Origin of the sequence: Streptomyces sp. Rer75 (assembly GCF_013414305.1) — a bacterium.
In the GTDB taxonomy this organism is placed as follows: Bacteria; Actinomycetota; Actinomycetes; order Streptomycetales; family Streptomycetaceae; genus Streptomyces; species Streptomyces himastatinicus.
On sequence record NZ_CP058693.1, the window covers coordinates 5,298,191 to 5,311,570 of the forward strand.

At 71.8% G+C, this 13,380-nt stretch carries 14 protein-coding genes; 8 read left to right on the forward strand and 6 right to left on the reverse strand.

The genetic code is table 11. The features are described 5' to 3' along the window. Positions 1-95 precede the first annotated feature (95 nt). The gene (locus HYQ63_RS22510) at positions 96-1,616 is read right to left on the reverse strand and encodes a GMC family oxidoreductase (protein ID WP_179935588.1); all 1,521 of its coding nucleotides are present in this window, start codon (positions 1,614-1,616) and stop codon (positions 96-98) included. 95 nt (positions 1,617-1,711) lie between these two features. Here HYQ63_RS22510 and HYQ63_RS22515 point away from each other — a divergent pair, with 95 nt between their 5' ends. Then, the gene (locus HYQ63_RS22515) at positions 1,712-2,083 is read left to right on the forward strand and encodes a DUF6193 family natural product biosynthesis protein (protein ID WP_179935589.1); all 372 of its coding nucleotides are present in this window, start codon (positions 1,712-1,714) and stop codon (positions 2,081-2,083) included. A gap of 66 nt (positions 2,084-2,149) precedes the next feature. Here the strand turns inward: HYQ63_RS22515 and HYQ63_RS22520 are convergent, their stop codons facing one another. Then, the gene (locus HYQ63_RS22520) at positions 2,150-3,556 is read right to left on the reverse strand and encodes a DUF1996 domain-containing protein (RefSeq protein WP_179935590.1); all 1,407 of its coding nucleotides are present in this window, start codon (positions 3,554-3,556) and stop codon (positions 2,150-2,152) included. A 181-nt stretch (positions 3,557-3,737) separates the two neighbouring features. On the opposite strand from HYQ63_RS22520, the gene rpmG reads away from it, so the two are divergent. Genes rpmG through rpsR form a run of 4 tightly spaced genes read left to right on the forward strand, consistent with a single transcriptional unit; the run spans position 3,738 to position 5,627 of the window. Then, a complete protein-coding gene (rpmG, locus tag HYQ63_RS22525) occupies positions 3,738-3,902 on the forward strand; it encodes a 50S ribosomal protein L33 (protein WP_179935591.1) in 165 nt (54 codons plus the stop codon). Between the two features lie 5 nt (positions 3,903-3,907). Continuing rightward, entirely contained in the window at positions 3,908-4,165 is a 258-nt protein-coding gene (locus HYQ63_RS22530) for a type B 50S ribosomal protein L31 (RefSeq protein ID WP_179935592.1), read from the forward strand. Further along, positions 4,162-5,349, forward strand: coding sequence for a GTP-binding protein (locus tag HYQ63_RS22535; RefSeq protein ID WP_257232017.1), 1,188 nt, complete (start codon positions 4,162-4,164; stop codon positions 5,347-5,349). The genes HYQ63_RS22530 and HYQ63_RS22535 overlap by 4 nt, the downstream gene beginning before the upstream one ends. 35 nt (positions 5,350-5,384) lie before the next feature. Beyond that, the gene (gene rpsR / locus HYQ63_RS22540) at positions 5,385-5,627 is read left to right on the forward strand and encodes a 30S ribosomal protein S18 (RefSeq protein ID WP_179935593.1); all 243 of its coding nucleotides are present in this window, start codon (positions 5,385-5,387) and stop codon (positions 5,625-5,627) included. On the opposite strand, the gene HYQ63_RS22545 is transcribed toward rpsR, so the two are convergent. Continuing rightward, positions 5,612-7,783, reverse strand: a complete 2,172-nt coding sequence (locus tag HYQ63_RS22545) for a PQQ-binding-like beta-propeller repeat protein (protein ID WP_179935594.1) — start codon at positions 7,781-7,783, stop codon at positions 5,612-5,614. The genes rpsR and HYQ63_RS22545 overlap by 16 nt on opposite strands. A gap of 432 nt (positions 7,784-8,215) precedes the next feature. Between HYQ63_RS22545 and HYQ63_RS22550 the strand changes: the two genes are divergently transcribed. After that, complete coding sequence (locus tag HYQ63_RS22550) at positions 8,216-8,941, forward strand: DUF899 domain-containing protein (RefSeq protein WP_179935595.1); 726 nt, start codon at positions 8,216-8,218, stop codon at positions 8,939-8,941. Positions 8,942-8,945: 4 nt separating this feature from the next. On the opposite strand, the gene HYQ63_RS22555 is transcribed toward HYQ63_RS22550, so the two are convergent. Further along, the gene (locus HYQ63_RS22555; RefSeq protein ID WP_179935596.1) at positions 8,946-10,253 is read right to left on the reverse strand and encodes a hypothetical protein; all 1,308 of its coding nucleotides are present in this window, start codon (positions 10,251-10,253) and stop codon (positions 8,946-8,948) included. Positions 10,254-10,450: 197 nt separating this feature from the next. Here HYQ63_RS22555 and HYQ63_RS22560 point away from each other — a divergent pair, with 197 nt between their 5' ends. Both HYQ63_RS22560 and HYQ63_RS22565 read left to right on the forward strand, forming a co-directional pair. After that, on the forward strand, positions 10,451-10,846 hold the full coding sequence (locus HYQ63_RS22560) for a BlaI/MecI/CopY family transcriptional regulator (protein ID WP_257232018.1): 396 nt from the start codon (positions 10,451-10,453) through the stop codon (positions 10,844-10,846). A 5-nt stretch (positions 10,847-10,851) separates the two neighbouring features. Continuing rightward, complete coding sequence (locus tag HYQ63_RS22565; protein ID WP_179935598.1) at positions 10,852-11,790, forward strand: M56 family metallopeptidase; 939 nt, start codon at positions 10,852-10,854, stop codon at positions 11,788-11,790. 61 nt (positions 11,791-11,851) lie between these two features. Here the strand turns inward: HYQ63_RS22565 and HYQ63_RS22570 are convergent, their stop codons facing one another. After that, a complete protein-coding gene (locus tag HYQ63_RS22570; protein ID WP_179935599.1) occupies positions 11,852-12,307 on the reverse strand; it encodes a tellurite resistance TerB family protein in 456 nt (151 codons plus the stop codon). Positions 12,308-12,389: 82 nt separating this feature from the next. After that, positions 12,390-13,340 (reverse strand): sporulation protein, encoded by a 951-nt coding sequence (locus HYQ63_RS22575; RefSeq protein WP_179935600.1) that lies wholly within the window; start codon positions 13,338-13,340, stop codon positions 12,390-12,392. Between the last annotated feature and the right edge of the window lie 40 nt (positions 13,341-13,380).

The window sequence follows — 13,380 nt, forward strand, 5'->3', positions numbered from 1 at the left end:
CCAGTCTGGAAAGTGTGTCCCAGCCGCCTCCGAGCCCCGTCGGCCGAAAGCTGGAAGCCCCGGGCGGACAGCCCGGGGCTTCCGGCGTACGCCGGTCAGGCGGTCAGCAGGTCGGCGGCCTTCTCACCGATCATGATCGACGGGGCGTTGGTGTTGCCCGACGAGATCGACGGCATGATCGAGGCGTCCGCGACCCGCAGCCCCGCCACGCCGTACACCCGCAGCTCCGGGTCGACGACGGCGAGGGAGTCCTGCCCCATCTTGCAGGTGCCCACCTGGTGGTGGTACGTGCCGACCGCGCGCCGCACGAACTCCCGAAGGTCCTCCCGGGTACGGGCCTCCGGGCCCGGGGCGGCCTCGGCCTTGCGCCAGTCGTCGAAGGCGGCGTGGGCGCCGATCTCGCGGCAGATCTCGACCGCGTCGACCATGGCCTCCATGTCGTACCGCTCGGCCAGGATGTTCGGGTCCAGCAGCGGCGCCGCCTCGGGGTCGGCCGAGGCCAGCCGCAGGGTGCCGCGCGACAGCGGGCGGACGATCCCGGCGGCCAGGGTGTAGCCGTGCTCCGGCATCTCGTACGACTCGGCCGGATAGACCAGGTGCAGGAAGAGCGGCTGGAGGTCGGGCCCCGGGCGGCGCGGGTCGGTGCTCGCGAACAGCTGGCTCTCCAGCAGGTTCGCCGTACCGGGCGGCAGCGGGCGCGTCGCCTCGTACACATTGCTGACCAGCGGGTGGTCGTGCAGGTTCTCGCCGACCCCGGGCAGGTCCACGGCCACCTCGACGCCCACCTCGCGCAGATGCGCGGCCGGGCCGATCCCGGAGAGCAGCAGCAGCGCGGCCGAGCCGATCACCCCGCCGCTCAGCACCACCTCGGAGGCGGCACGGGCCTGGTGGAGGGCGCCGTCCGCCGCGTACTCCACCCCGGTCGCGCGGCCGTCCTCCAGCAGCACCCGGTGCACCCGGGCCCCGGTGGTGACGGTCAGTCGCGGATGGTCCAGGACGGGCGCCATGAAGCTCTGCCAGGCGCTCATGCGCCGCCCGTCGAGGGTGGTGGTGTGGTTGAACCCGACCCCGGTCATCCGCTCACCGTTGAAGTCCTCGGTCAGCGGATGCCCCAGCGCCACCGCGGCGTCGACGAACGCGGCCGCCGTGGGGTGCGGTTCGGCGATCCGGCTGACCGGCAGCGGCCCGTCGCCGCCGTGCCACTCGCTCGCCCCGTCCATGTGGTTCTCGGACCGCTTGAACAGCGGGAGCACACTGTCCCAGTCCCACCCGGTACAGCCCTGGTAGGCCCACGCGTCATAGTCGCTGCGGTGCCCGCGTACGTAGATCATCCCGTTCAGCGAGCTGCTGCCGCCCAGCACCTTGCCCCGCGGCCAGTACAGCCGCCGGTCGTTGGCGTGCCGCTGCGGCTCCGTCATGGCCGCCCAGTCCAGCTCGGACTGGAGCAGCATCGGCCACCCCTGCGGGCTGTGCACCCGCTCGTCATCATCGGCCGGTCCCGCCTCGATGACATGGACCGAATGCCCCCGGTCCAGCAACCGCCGGGCGACCACGCTCCCGGAAGACCCCGCCCCGACGATCACGTAGTCGTGCTCGGCACCTGGCGTCAACGCCATGGTGGCATGCCCCCTCAGGTTTCTGTCGTTTCATCAAAACCCTAGGTGACCAGGGAGTTTGATGGGAAACTCCGTGCGGAAGGTGATCCCACCCCATGACGAACGATGACAGCACCCGATACGCCGCGGACACCGTGGCAGCCCAGTGGCGGCTCTTCCTCGACGGGGCCGAGGGCATGGTCGACCCGGCCATGGCCCGCGCGGCCCACGCGCAACCGCGGCTGCGGGAGCTGTTCCCGGGAGTCAGCCACGGCACCATGTTCTTCAGCCGCTGCACCGGCCTCCCGGCCGTCCACGTCGGGGGTCAGGTCTCTCCCACGGGAGATGGCCGCTTCCGGGTCAGGGGACCCCTCGGTGGGGCAACCCTCGGCGTGGCCGACACCCCCGAGGAGGCGTTCGAGCTGATCGCCGCGAACCTCCCCGAGGGCTGCGGTCCGGCGATCATCGGGACGGCCGACGACCTGTGAGACGCAGAGGCCCGGCAGGATGGGGGCAGCCATCCTGCCGGGCCGGTCCGTCGGCGCGGGCGTGCGTCAGCCGCACTTACGGCCGCTGTTGATGCACTTCACGGCCTGCTTCATCAGCGAGTTGGACATCACGTTGATGAAGTCCCCGTGGTCCGTGACCGGCTTGTGCAGCTGCTCGGGGAAGCTGTCCACCGCGAAGACCGACTTCGGCGCGATCTTGTAGGTGATGCGCTGGGTCAGGGCCGGGATGGCCTTGAAGCCCTTGCCGCACGCGCCGTTGGCACCGGCGAAGGCCACGTGGGTGCGGTGGTTGGCGCTGTCGGTGTTGCGGCCGTCCCAGCAGCTCTGGAACTTGAACGTGCGCACCACGTTGCTGCCCTTGGGGCACAGCGGGTACTTGTCCTTGAGCTGGCGGTTCTCGAATCCGGTGCAGCTCCAGGAGGCGTTGGCGTTGGCCGTGCCGTTGGTGAAGGCCTTGGCGTCACCGGTGATGATGCGCAGGAACTTCGGCATCGCCGTGACCTTGCCGACCGCGCTGCCGCGGAAGGTGAGCTGGACGGAGGTGGGCTGGAGGATGGTGCCGATGTTGCCTTCGGTGCCGCCGCCCGGGGCGCCCGCGTCCTTCTCGTTCTTGCCGTCGCGCAGGCGCAGCACGGGCCAGTAGTGGGTGGAGCGGTCGCCGTTGGTGCAGGAGGTGGTCGCGGTGGCGAGGATCTGGTCGGTGGCGAAGGCGTCGTTCTTCTGGTTGCCCACGTAGTCGTGCATGTGGTGGGCGCCGTTGCTCACGCCGGGGGCGACGATGACGTTGTCGGAGTTGAACTTCTTGTTCTCGTTGCGTCCGCAGCGCGAGGAGAAGGTGCCCTTGGAGGCGCCTGCCTGCTTGCGGGGGTTCTTGACGTTGGGCTGCACCTTCCGGATGTCGACGAAGTCGGCCTTCTGGGGGCCCGCGGCCTGGGCTCCGCCGGCCGCCGCCGGAGCGGCCGCCGGCGCGGCGTTCACCTCGTCCTGCTTGACCGTGCAGGACGCCATCGAGCCCAGCCCGGACGCCTGCTGCGAGCCCTGCCCCATGCGGGTGGCGATGCGGTTCAGCGCGCTGCGGCGCTGGGACGACAGCGGCTCCAGGACGCGCGTGCGCACCCACTCCTGGTCGGCGGCCTTGGTGCCCTGCGCGGAGAGCTGCTTGTAGGCGTCGGCGACCTGGGTGTCCAGCTTCGCCAGTTCCTTGTCCACGGAGGGCCGCGCCTTCTGCGGCACGTTCGACAGCCGGGTGGCGACGTCGGGGCACTGGATGGTCATCGAGGATTGTCGGGCGGCCTCGGTCCGGTTGGGGGACTGCCGGGCGGCCGAGGCGTTGTTGTCGGTCATCAGCAGCGCGCCGCCGCCGACCGCCAGGGCCGCGACGCCGACGACGGACACGACGAGCACGCGTGACCGCTTGTGTCTCTTCTTGTATCTCACCACTACGCCCCTCATTGGTAGTTGTCATACCGCGATACGAAAACCGGGGCGGTTCCGCTCATCGGCGGCCGTAGCGGATGAAGGTATGGCGGGAAGCGACCCCTCGGTGATCCCCTCGGCGATCCCCCGGCGGCCCCGCGGCGCCCCTCGAAACCGTAGATGAAAATGAAAACCAATAGCGTGTACGCTGTGGGCCATGGCCCGGAACGAACTACGCCCGATCATCAAGCTCAGGTCCACCGCCGGCACCGGCTACACCTACGTGACCCGCAAGAACCGCCGAAACGACCCCAACCGGATGGTCCTGCGCAAGTACGACCCGGTCGTGGGCCGCCACGTCGACTTCCGAGAGGAGCGCTGACCGCCATGAAGCCCGGCATCCACCCCGCGTACGAGCCGGTCGTCTTCCGCGACCGCGCCGCCGGTTTCGCCTTCCTGACCCGTTCCACGGCCACCAGCGACAACACCGTCGAGTGGGAGGACGGCCGCACCTACCCGGTCATCGACGTCGAGGTCTCCTCGGCGAGCCACCCCTTCTACACCGGCACCCAGCGGATCATGGACACCGCGGGCCGCGTGGAGCGCTTCGAGCGGCGCTACGGACCGGGGCGGGGCGCCCGGTGAGCGGGGAGGACGAGCCCCGGCTGGCCGTCGCGGTCGTGGCCGGACTGCACGCCGATGCCCGCCGCGCCGCCGTCGAGGAGATCCTGCGCACGGTGCCCGGCGCCGTCGCATTGCACCACGACCTGTCGGCCGCGACCGACCGCGCCGTGCACCGCACCGTACGGGACGCCACCGGCCTGCTCGACAGCGGCGACGCGACCCTGGTGAACGACTGCGCGTGCTGCGCCCTGCGCGAGGACCTGGTCCCCGAGCTGCTGCGGCTGGCCGCGGGCGGCGGCCACCGGCTGGCCGTGGTCGAGCTGTGGGATTCCGTCGAACCGCAGGCCATGGCCGCGGTCATCGCCGCCGAGGGCGCGCCCCTGGCGCTGACCGGGGTGGCCACCGCGGTCGACCCGGCGCTGATCGTGCCGTACCTCGCCAACGGCGACGACCTGGCCGACGCCGGGCTCGCCGCCGCCCCGACCGACCAGCGCACCGTGGCGGACACCTTCGCCCGGCAGCTGGAGTACCCCACGGTCGTCGCCGTCGCCGAGAACGCCCTGCACGAGAACGCCCCGCACGAGGAGCCCGCCGACGACGCCGACTACGCCCTGCTCACCCAGCTCACCCCCGGCGCCCGGCAGGTGCGGCTCGGCGACGGCGGCGTCGTCGGGGCCGCCCTGCTGCGCGGCTTCGACATCGAGGCGGCGGCCGCCCGTCAGCACCCGGCATGCGCCCTGCTGCCCCAGGACGCCGACGAACACGGCGTGTCCACCCTCGTCTGGCGGCGCGAACGCCCCTTCCACCCCGGCCGTCTCTACGCCGCGCTGGAGGATCTGACGTGCGCCGCGGCCCGCAGCCGGGGCCGCTTCTGGCTGGCCGACCGGCCCGACTCCCTCCTCTCGTGGGACGCCGCGGGCGGCGCGCTCTGCGTGGAGTCCGCCGGGCCCTGGCTGGCCGCCCTCCCGGACGCCGCCTGGGAGATGGTCCCCGCCGAACGCCGCGTCGCGGCCTCCCTGGACTGGCACCCGGAACACGGCGACCGCTGCCAGCACCTCACCTTCACGTCCCCGGGTCTCGACCGCGACGGCCTGCTGGCCCTGCTCGACTCCTGCCTGCTCACCGACGACGAGTACGCGGCGGGCCCGGACGGCTGGAAGAACCTGCCGCACGCCTTCGACGACCTCCTTGACCCGGTCGCCTGAAGCCCCTGAATCCGTACGGAAAGGACCGACTCCCCATGCCCTCCCGCCGCACCTCCGGGCGCCCCGACCCCCGGCGCCGCCGCGCCAACCCGCTGGACGCCGCGGGCATCACCTACGTCGACTACAAGGACACCGACCTGCTGCGGAAGTTCATCTCCGACCGCGGCAAGATCCGCAGCCGCCGGGTGACCCATGTGACGCGACAGCAGCAACGGCAGATCGCCCGCGCCATCAAAAACGCCCGCGAAATGGCCCTCATCCCCTACGGCTCCCGCTGAGCGGACCCCCCGTCGGGGACCTTCGGCCGGTCCGGGCGTACGGAGAACACCGTGTCCCCGGCCATCGCCACGATCGCGTCCTTGACGAGCAGCACGGACGGTGGCCGCCCCTGCGCCGTGTCCCCGGGGTCGCTCAGCGCGGAGGTGCGCCACTCTTCCGCCCCGGTCCTGCTGTCCAGCGCCAGCAGACGGCCGAAGCGGTTGGCGAAGTAGAGCCTGCCGTGCCGCTTCGACTCCACGGGCGCGGAGAGGCTCTCCGTCTCCGTCTCCCGCTGCCACAGCTGCTTGCCGCTGCGCGCCGACACCGCGGTGACGGTCCCGTTGGTCCGGACGGCGTAGACGACCCCGTTCAGGAGGGTGGCCGAGCCGCGCAGGGGGTGCCGCAGCGGGATCCGCCGGGTGTCGCCGGTGCGCGGATCCACCCGGATCAGGGCGTTGTACGGGCGCTCGTACCCGGCCTCGTACACCTCCTTCGCGGTCTGCGGCGCGAGGAAGAGGGGCGCGCCGTCGACGGAGCCGAGGTGCAGCGCCTTCCGGGGGAGGGTCGCGAGGGTGCGCTGCGCGCCGTCGGAGGGGTCCAGCCGCAGCAGGGTGTACGGGCCCTCGGCGCTCAGTCCGGACGACGTGAGGGGTGAGCACAGGACGTACGGGGCGCCGGACGGGACCGGCGTCGCCGGTTCGCAGAACTGCCCCTCCTTCGCGGGCGACTGCCACAGCTGCCGCCCCGACGTCCCGTAGGCGACGAGCTGACGGCTGTCGGCCGACAGCGTCAGCAGCCCGCCGCGGAACAGGCGCGCCGACGCCGACCCGCTGATCGTGCGTGACCACCGCGGCTTCCTGGTGCCGGTGTCCAGGGCCACCACCCGGCGGTCCTCGTTCTCGGGCTCGGAGTAGGTGTAGACGGTTTCGTCCCGCACCCCTATGGGGCGCGCGTCCTGCGGCCTGGTGCCGCTGCGCCACCGGACCTTGCCGGTGGCGGCGTCGACCTTGGCGACGGTGAAGCCCTTGCCGCCGCAGTACAGGTCGGCGGCGCGGTCCGGTACGCACGCGGCGTCCTGGTACACGAGCGGGGGCAGCGGGCCTTCGTACCGCAGCGTCGTCCGCCACGGGCGCCAGCCCTCGGGCAGGGACACCTGGCCCGCGTCGGCGGTGGCGGACGCGGCGGGGCGGTACGGCGGCGGCTCGTCGCCCAGGCTGTAGGCCACGCTCGCGACCAGCCCGCCGACGGCCAGGGCACCGACGCCGATGAGGATCAGCCGCCTCCGGCGCCTCCGACCGGCCCCTTCCGCCCGCGGAGGCGGGAACTCCGCACGCGTGGGGGCATCCTCCGGGGGAGCCGCGGCGGCGAAGTCCGGCAGCGCGTCGAGCATCCGGTGCACCTCGTCCAGGCCCGGCCGCGCGGCCGCGTCCTTGTCCAGGCACCGCTTGGCGAGCTTGCGGAGGGGGTCCGGCACGCCGTCCAGCGTCGGCGGCTCGTACATCACCTGGTACCCCGACAGATACGGGCTCTCCGCGTCGAACGGCCCGATGCCGATGGCCGCGTACACCACCAGCGCCCCCAGCGAGAACACGTCCGAGGCCGCGGTGACCTCCCGCGGATTGCGCAGCTGCTCCGGCGACATGAAGCGCGGCGTGCCGAGCACCCGCCCGGCGGTGAGGGTGAGCGTCTGGTTGTCGGCGGCCCGCGAGATGCCGAAGTCGATGACGCGCGGCCCGTCCTCGGCCATCAGGATGTTGGCCGGTTTCAGATCCCGGTGCACCACCCCGGCCCGGTGGATGTCCCGCAGCGCCTCGACGAGCCCCAGCCCCAGCGTCCGCAACTCCCGCCCGCCCAGCGGCCCGTCGTCCCGCACCACATCGGCGAGGGTGCGCCCCGGCACGTACTGCGTGGCCATCCACGGACGCTCGGCCTCCGGATCGGCGTCCACCACCGGAGCGGTGAACGCCCCGCTGACCTTGCGCGCCGCCGTGATCTCCTGCCGGAACCGGGTCCGGAACTCCTCGTCCTGCGCGTACTGCGCGTGCACGAGCTTGACCGCGACCTGCCGCCCCGAGGCCGACCGTCCCAGGTAGACGACTCCCATACCGCCCGATCCGAGCCGGTCGAGCAGGGCGTAGCCGCCTATGGACGTCGGATCATCGGTGCTGAGCGGCATCGCCGATCCCCTTTCCCTACCCCAACCGCCGTACCAGCCCCCTAGGTTAGGCCGCCCGCCCCCCCAACCCCGGCGCACACGTCCCCGCGCGCGCCACCGCGCCGCACGCTGTACGGCGACTATCAGGGCTCGATCGCCGCCGCGCAGGAAGCGGACCAGGACACGCCTTAAGATGATCATGCTCAGGACGCGTGTAGCGGCCATGCATCGGCGGGCCGTTGAACGGAACGCCCGTGTCAGCGCCTCCGCCGACCAGAGGTCCGACACCGGCACGGGCGCCCCCGTCGGCAGCGGTAAGTAGGCGCACCTGCGCAACGAGCGAGCCCCGGGCCTCTGGCCTGGGGCTTGTCGCTCGGCGTGCGCCCGCGCCCCGGGCGTCCGACCCTGGACGAAGGGGGGCGCGGACCGCCGGACTGGAAGGGGCGCATCGCCATGAGGACACCCCCGATCGTTTCACCGCAGGAGTGGGAGGACGCGCGCCAGGAGCTGCTGGTGGAGGAGAAGCAGCTGACCCACGCCCATGACGCCCTGGCCGCCAAGCGCCGCCGCATGCCGTGGGTGGCGGTGGAGAAGGAGTACGCGTTCGAAGGCCCCGAGGGCAAGGTCGGTCTGCTCGACCTGTTCAAGGGCCGCCGTCAGCTGATCGTCTACCGCGCCTTCTACGAACCCGGCGTCTTCGGCTGGCCCGACCACGCCTGCCGCGGCTGCTCCATGGTGGCCGACCACGTCGGCGACCTCACCCATCTGAACGTCCGCGACACCACCCTGGTCTTCGCCTCGCGCGCGCCGCAGCAGAACATCGGGGCCCTGAAGGCGCACATGGGCTGGACGATGCCCTGGTACACGATCACCGACGACTTCGACGCCGACTTCGACGTGGACGAGTGGCACGGCACGAACGCCTTCATCCGCGACGGCGACCGCGTGTTCCGCACCTACCTCATCAATGCCCGCGGCGACGAGGCGCTCGGCAGCACCTGGAGCTACCTCGACATGACCGCCCTCGGACGGCAGGAAACCTGGGAGGACTCCCCCGAGGGCTACCCCCAGACCCCGCCGTACGAATGGTGGAACTGGCACGACTCCTACGGCGAGACCGAAACGGCCCCGGAATGGCTCGCCCAAACCCGCCGCGGCCCCCGCCACCAGCCCGGCTGACGGCTCAGCCGCGCTGGTCGGGAAGGGAGAGAAGGTCGTCCACCATGTGCGGAGCGGCGATATCGTGTCCCCGCCCAAAACTCTTGAACGTCGCGGTCCTGTTGCCCTTGCCGGCCTTGTAGGCGTAGGAAACCTCCATCTGCCGGCACTGCGGGCAGAAGAGGTCGGCCACAAAAGGTGAGAGCGGGACGGGCCCTTCCGGGCCATGGACGTAGAACATGTCGATGCCGACGGGGTGCTCCCACGTGAACGTCCGGCGCTCGAAGTCCGGGTGGTCGCCCGTCGCGTCTTTCGCGACGACCTCGAAATTCCGTGACCTCGGGTGGTAGACGCACGAGACCGTGAACAGCCATGGAGTGGCCTTCAGGAACTGCGCCTTGGCCAGGGCGCGTTCGAGGTGACGCATGCCCTCGGCCACGCGCAGGGCGGACTCGGGCTGGCTCTTGGGCTTGTTGCCGTGGGCGGACCGATTGCGTTCTTCCCGCAAGGCGTTGAGGTGGGTGACGATTCCCGGGTCGTCGGGCCCGTCCCCGAGGGCGTGGTGGAGCCCGGCGACCAGATCGGGTTGGGCGGCCGCGAGGGGCTGGAGTCCCTTGAGCCATGTCGTCCACGTGCCGAACATGGCGCCCTTTCCGAAATAGGCCCTGCGGAGCACGGACAGGTTGTGCTGCCCCGCCTCCGGCAGGTGTTCCTGGCCGCCGGACCGGTTTTCCAGCCGCCCCTGGAGCAGCGCTGCCGCGGTGACGCTGATGGTGATGGCGAGGATCTCGGCGGCATCGAGTAACGCCTCGTACCTGTCCTTGTCCGTGGGGGCCTGGTGCAGCGCGCGGAGGGCGCGGGCAATGGGGTGGGGGAAGGTGTTCCGCGCGTCGGTCGGCACCTCGGAGGGAAGCGTGGAGTGGTCGACGCGGTGCGTGGCCGAGGGGGACGGTGGCGGCGTGGTGGTCGCTCGTAACGCCGGTCCCACGGGCACCGCATGGAGCGGGGGCGCCGGGGGAGCCTCCTGCCGGGGCGGCTGGGGGCGCTTGCGCCACCGCCAGCGTCTGACGAGCAGGCGGATCCAGGCGGGCACGACGCCGCAGAGGATGACCATGGCGATGATGGCGAGCAGCGTGTCCAACCACAGGGGCAGCTTGCTCGGTTCGGCAGGCGGCGAGGCCGGGATGGAGAACCCGGCGATCAGGCCCCAGGCCACGGTGTTCCAGAACGCCCCATCACGGTAGAGGGGTGCGTCGTACAGCCTGAGAACAGCGTTCCGTCGCTTGGGGAGAGGCGGCGGAGGGGCCAACGAGGACGCTGCGTTACCGTGCATGAGCACATGGTGCCTCGCTGCGTCGCCTGATGACTACGGTTGCATGGGATTCTTCTGTGAATCGCCCTCTTCGTCCTGACGTCGAAGTCGGCGGCGATGCCCGCCAGGCCCGGGGCGTCTCCCTGGCCGACCGCCATCGATGACCCTGTACCGTCACCGGACGGCTGGTTGTGAGCGGCGTGCTGGAGGGAGATGGCGTGAGGGACCAGGGCGAGGACGACCCGCATCCGCGCTTCCGTCGGCGGGGACAAGGCGAGCTGGAGGCGCAGGTGCTGGCCGTGCTCCAGCAGGCGAACGGCCCGGTGACGGCCGCCTGGGTGCAGGAGCGGCTCGACGGCGATCTCGCCTACACCACGGTGATGACGATCCTTTCCCGGCTCCAGGCGAAGCAGGCCGTGACCCGGGAGCGGGTGGGCCGGTCGTTCGTATGGCAGGCCGAGTCGGACGGGGCGGGCCTCGCGGCGCTGCGGATGCGCCGGGTCCTGGACGGTCAGGACGACCGGGAGGGGGTTCTGGCCAGCTTCGTGACGGGGCTGACGGCCGACGACGAGCGGCTGCTCCGTGACCTGTTGAGCGAAGCGGAGGGAGACTGAGCGCGTTGGGTGTGTTCGTCTTTCTGCCCCTCGTCCTGCCGTTGACGGCGCTGCCGATCACGCGCCTGGCCGAGCACTACCTCCATCCGCACAGCGCCACCCGGCTGTTGTCGCTGGTGGGAGGCGTGCTCGCGGTGTCCTCCACGCTGTGCCTGGCGTTGCTGGTGGTCGTCGGCACGGCCCAACTGCCGGGCAATCCGCTGCCGGACGGCTGGTCGGACCCCGAGGTGCGGGCGGCGGTGCCGTGCGACGAGGTGGCCGGGAAGGCGGCCATCGTCGCGCTCGTGCCCGTGGCCCTCGGGTGCGCCGGTACGGTCCGGCGGCACCGCCGGGCGCGGCGGCGCGCCCAGGAGGCGGTTGCCGGGCTGGCCGACGAGCCGGTCACGACGCTCCCCGACGACGCGGCGTACGCGTACGCCCTGCCCGCCGCGTCCGGCAAGCCGGGCCGGATCGTCGTCTCCACCGCGATGCTCGCCTGCCTGAACGCCGCCGAACGGCGCGCCTTGATCGCCCATGAGCACGCCCATCTCGCCGGACGGCACCACCGCTATCTGCTGGCCGCCCAGTTGGCGGCGCGGGCGAACCCCCTGCTGCGCCCGCTGCGCGGAGCCGTCGCCTACTGCGCCGAGCGGTGGGCGGACGAGGAGGCGGCCGGTGCGGTCGCGGACCGGAAGGTGGTGGCCAGGGCGGTCGGCAAGGCCGCGTTGGTCTCCCGTGGCACCCCCGCCCCGACGCTGGCCGGGTTCGCCGCGCCCGGACCCGTCCCGCGGCGCGTGGCCGCGCTGCTGGCCCCGGGGCCGTCCGCCCGGCACTGGCCGCCCGCCTCCACGGCCGCGGGCGTCGCCGTCTGGGTCGCCGCCGGGGGAACCACCGCGTCCGCGCTGTCCTCGGCGAACGCGGCGATCGCCCTCTTCCGGGTCCTCCAGGCCGCGACCCCGCTGTGACGGGTCCCGGGGGCGCGGCGCGCCCCCGGGACGGGCAGCACGCCGCCGACGGACCGGCCGCCTACAGATCGAATTCGGCCGGGTCCAGCTCCAGGGCGAAGCACGCTTCGCGGACCACGGCCCGCTCGGTCGCGTCGAAGTCGCCGTCGGCGCCGCCGATGACGATGCCGATCTGGATGACGGCGCGCGCCTCTGCGGGCTTCTTCTTCGCCTTGGCCACCTCCTGGAGGACGCTGACCTTGCCGAAGTCGAAGTCCATGGTCAGCTTGTCGAGGGAGGCGTCGAAACGCGACCGCAGGTCGCCCGCGGGGAAGTTCTGGAGCACCTCGTTGGTGGCGATCAGCTGGGCGACGCGCTGCCGCTCGGACGGGTCGATCGAGCCGTCCGCCGCCGCCACCAGGGCGCACATCGCCATGGAGGCGTCGCGGAACGCGCCGCTCTTGAGGTCGTTCTTCTTGGCGAGCAGCTGGCTCTGCATCGTCTGAGCGGAATCCTTGATGCGGTCCCACAGGGCCATGACCAACTCCGTACGTCGTCACTTACTTCTACAGCACTGTAGAAGTTAGCAGAGTGGTCGAGGCCCGGTGGGCCGATGGGGCTCAGTCCTCCTCGTCCTCGAAGGCGTCGCCGATCTCGTCCACGACCTCCGCCGCGACCATGCCGCCGACGACGCCGACCGCCACGCCCGCCGCGACACCGCCGACGATGGCCCCGGTGCCGGGCCCGGAGCGGTGGTGGCCGCCCTCGTGTCCGTGTCCGTCCCCGTATGGGTGAGCGCCGCGACGGTCGACGAGCTGCCGCACCCAGCCGTCGACCTCCGCGTTCCAGTCGCGGTGTTCGGCGCCCTCGTGGCCGACGGTGAAGAGGGCGAGGGCATCATGCCCGTGGGACAGGAACCCGCCGCGCTTGTCGGCCTCCAGGACGACGTCCAGGCCGCCGGGGTTCGCGAGGAAGGTCACCTCCAACTCGTGGAGGGCGTGGGCGTACTGCGGCGCGGGAGTCAGCTCGATCTCCTGGTAGAACGGCAGCCGCTGCCCCGTTCCGCCGATGTGACCCAGTTCCAGATCCGCGGACGTGAAGCCGAAGCCGAGCTGTCCCAGTGCCTCCAGAACGGCCTCCTGGGCGGGCAGCGGACCCACCGTCAGCTGGTCCAGATCGCCCTTGTCCTTCGCGCCCGCCACCTCCAGCCCGGTGCGGACCCCGAGGACGACGCCCAACGGCTGCCCGTGCAGCTCGGTGACGGGCGTCTCCCACGGAAGGTGGATGGTGAACGGCAGACTGCGGTGCTCGCCCTCGGTGAGCCGGAACCCACCGCCGACCGTGAAGTGGTCGAAGACGACGACCCCTTCGCGCTCCTCGTCGCCGTGCTCGGCCTCGACCCGCGCGACGAGGTCCAGGGTGAGGGACTCGATCTCGAAGTCCGCCTTGCCGCCCTGGAGATGAACCTGCCCGCTCAGCGGCCCGCCGGGGCGTACGGGACCGGCGTCCAGCACGGTGTCCACGGTGGGGCCGCCGACGCCGAGTGAGCCGAGTAGTCGTTTGAACACCATGGTGGCGTCCACTCCTTATGCTTGTATCTACATGCGTGTA

Coding starts and splice junctions, on each gene's coding strand:
- HYQ63_RS22510 (WP_179935588.1), bottom strand. CDS start 1,616: ATGGCGTTGACGCCAGGTGCCGAGCACGACTACGTGATCGTCGGGGCG.
- HYQ63_RS22515 (WP_179935589.1), top strand. CDS start 1,712: ATGACGAACGATGACAGCACCCGATACGCCGCGGACACCGTGGCAGCC.
- HYQ63_RS22520 (WP_179935590.1), bottom strand. CDS start 3,556: ATGAGGGGCGTAGTGGTGAGATACAAGAAGAGACACAAGCGGTCACGC.
- rpmG (WP_179935591.1), top strand. CDS start 3,738: ATGGCCCGGAACGAACTACGCCCGATCATCAAGCTCAGGTCCACCGCC.
- HYQ63_RS22530 (WP_179935592.1), top strand. CDS start 3,908: ATGAAGCCCGGCATCCACCCCGCGTACGAGCCGGTCGTCTTCCGCGAC.
- rpsR (WP_179935593.1), top strand. CDS start 5,385: ATGCCCTCCCGCCGCACCTCCGGGCGCCCCGACCCCCGGCGCCGCCGC.
- HYQ63_RS22545 (WP_179935594.1), bottom strand. CDS start 7,783: ATGCCGCTCAGCACCGATGATCCGACGTCCATAGGCGGCTACGCCCTG.
- HYQ63_RS22550 (WP_179935595.1), top strand. CDS start 8,216: ATGAGGACACCCCCGATCGTTTCACCGCAGGAGTGGGAGGACGCGCGC.
- HYQ63_RS22555 (WP_179935596.1), bottom strand. CDS start 10,253: ATGCACGGTAACGCAGCGTCCTCGTTGGCCCCTCCGCCGCCTCTCCCC.
- HYQ63_RS22570 (WP_179935599.1), bottom strand. CDS start 12,307: ATGGCCCTGTGGGACCGCATCAAGGATTCCGCTCAGACGATGCAGAGC.
- HYQ63_RS22575 (WP_179935600.1), bottom strand. CDS start 13,340: ATGGTGTTCAAACGACTACTCGGCTCACTCGGCGTCGGCGGCCCCACC.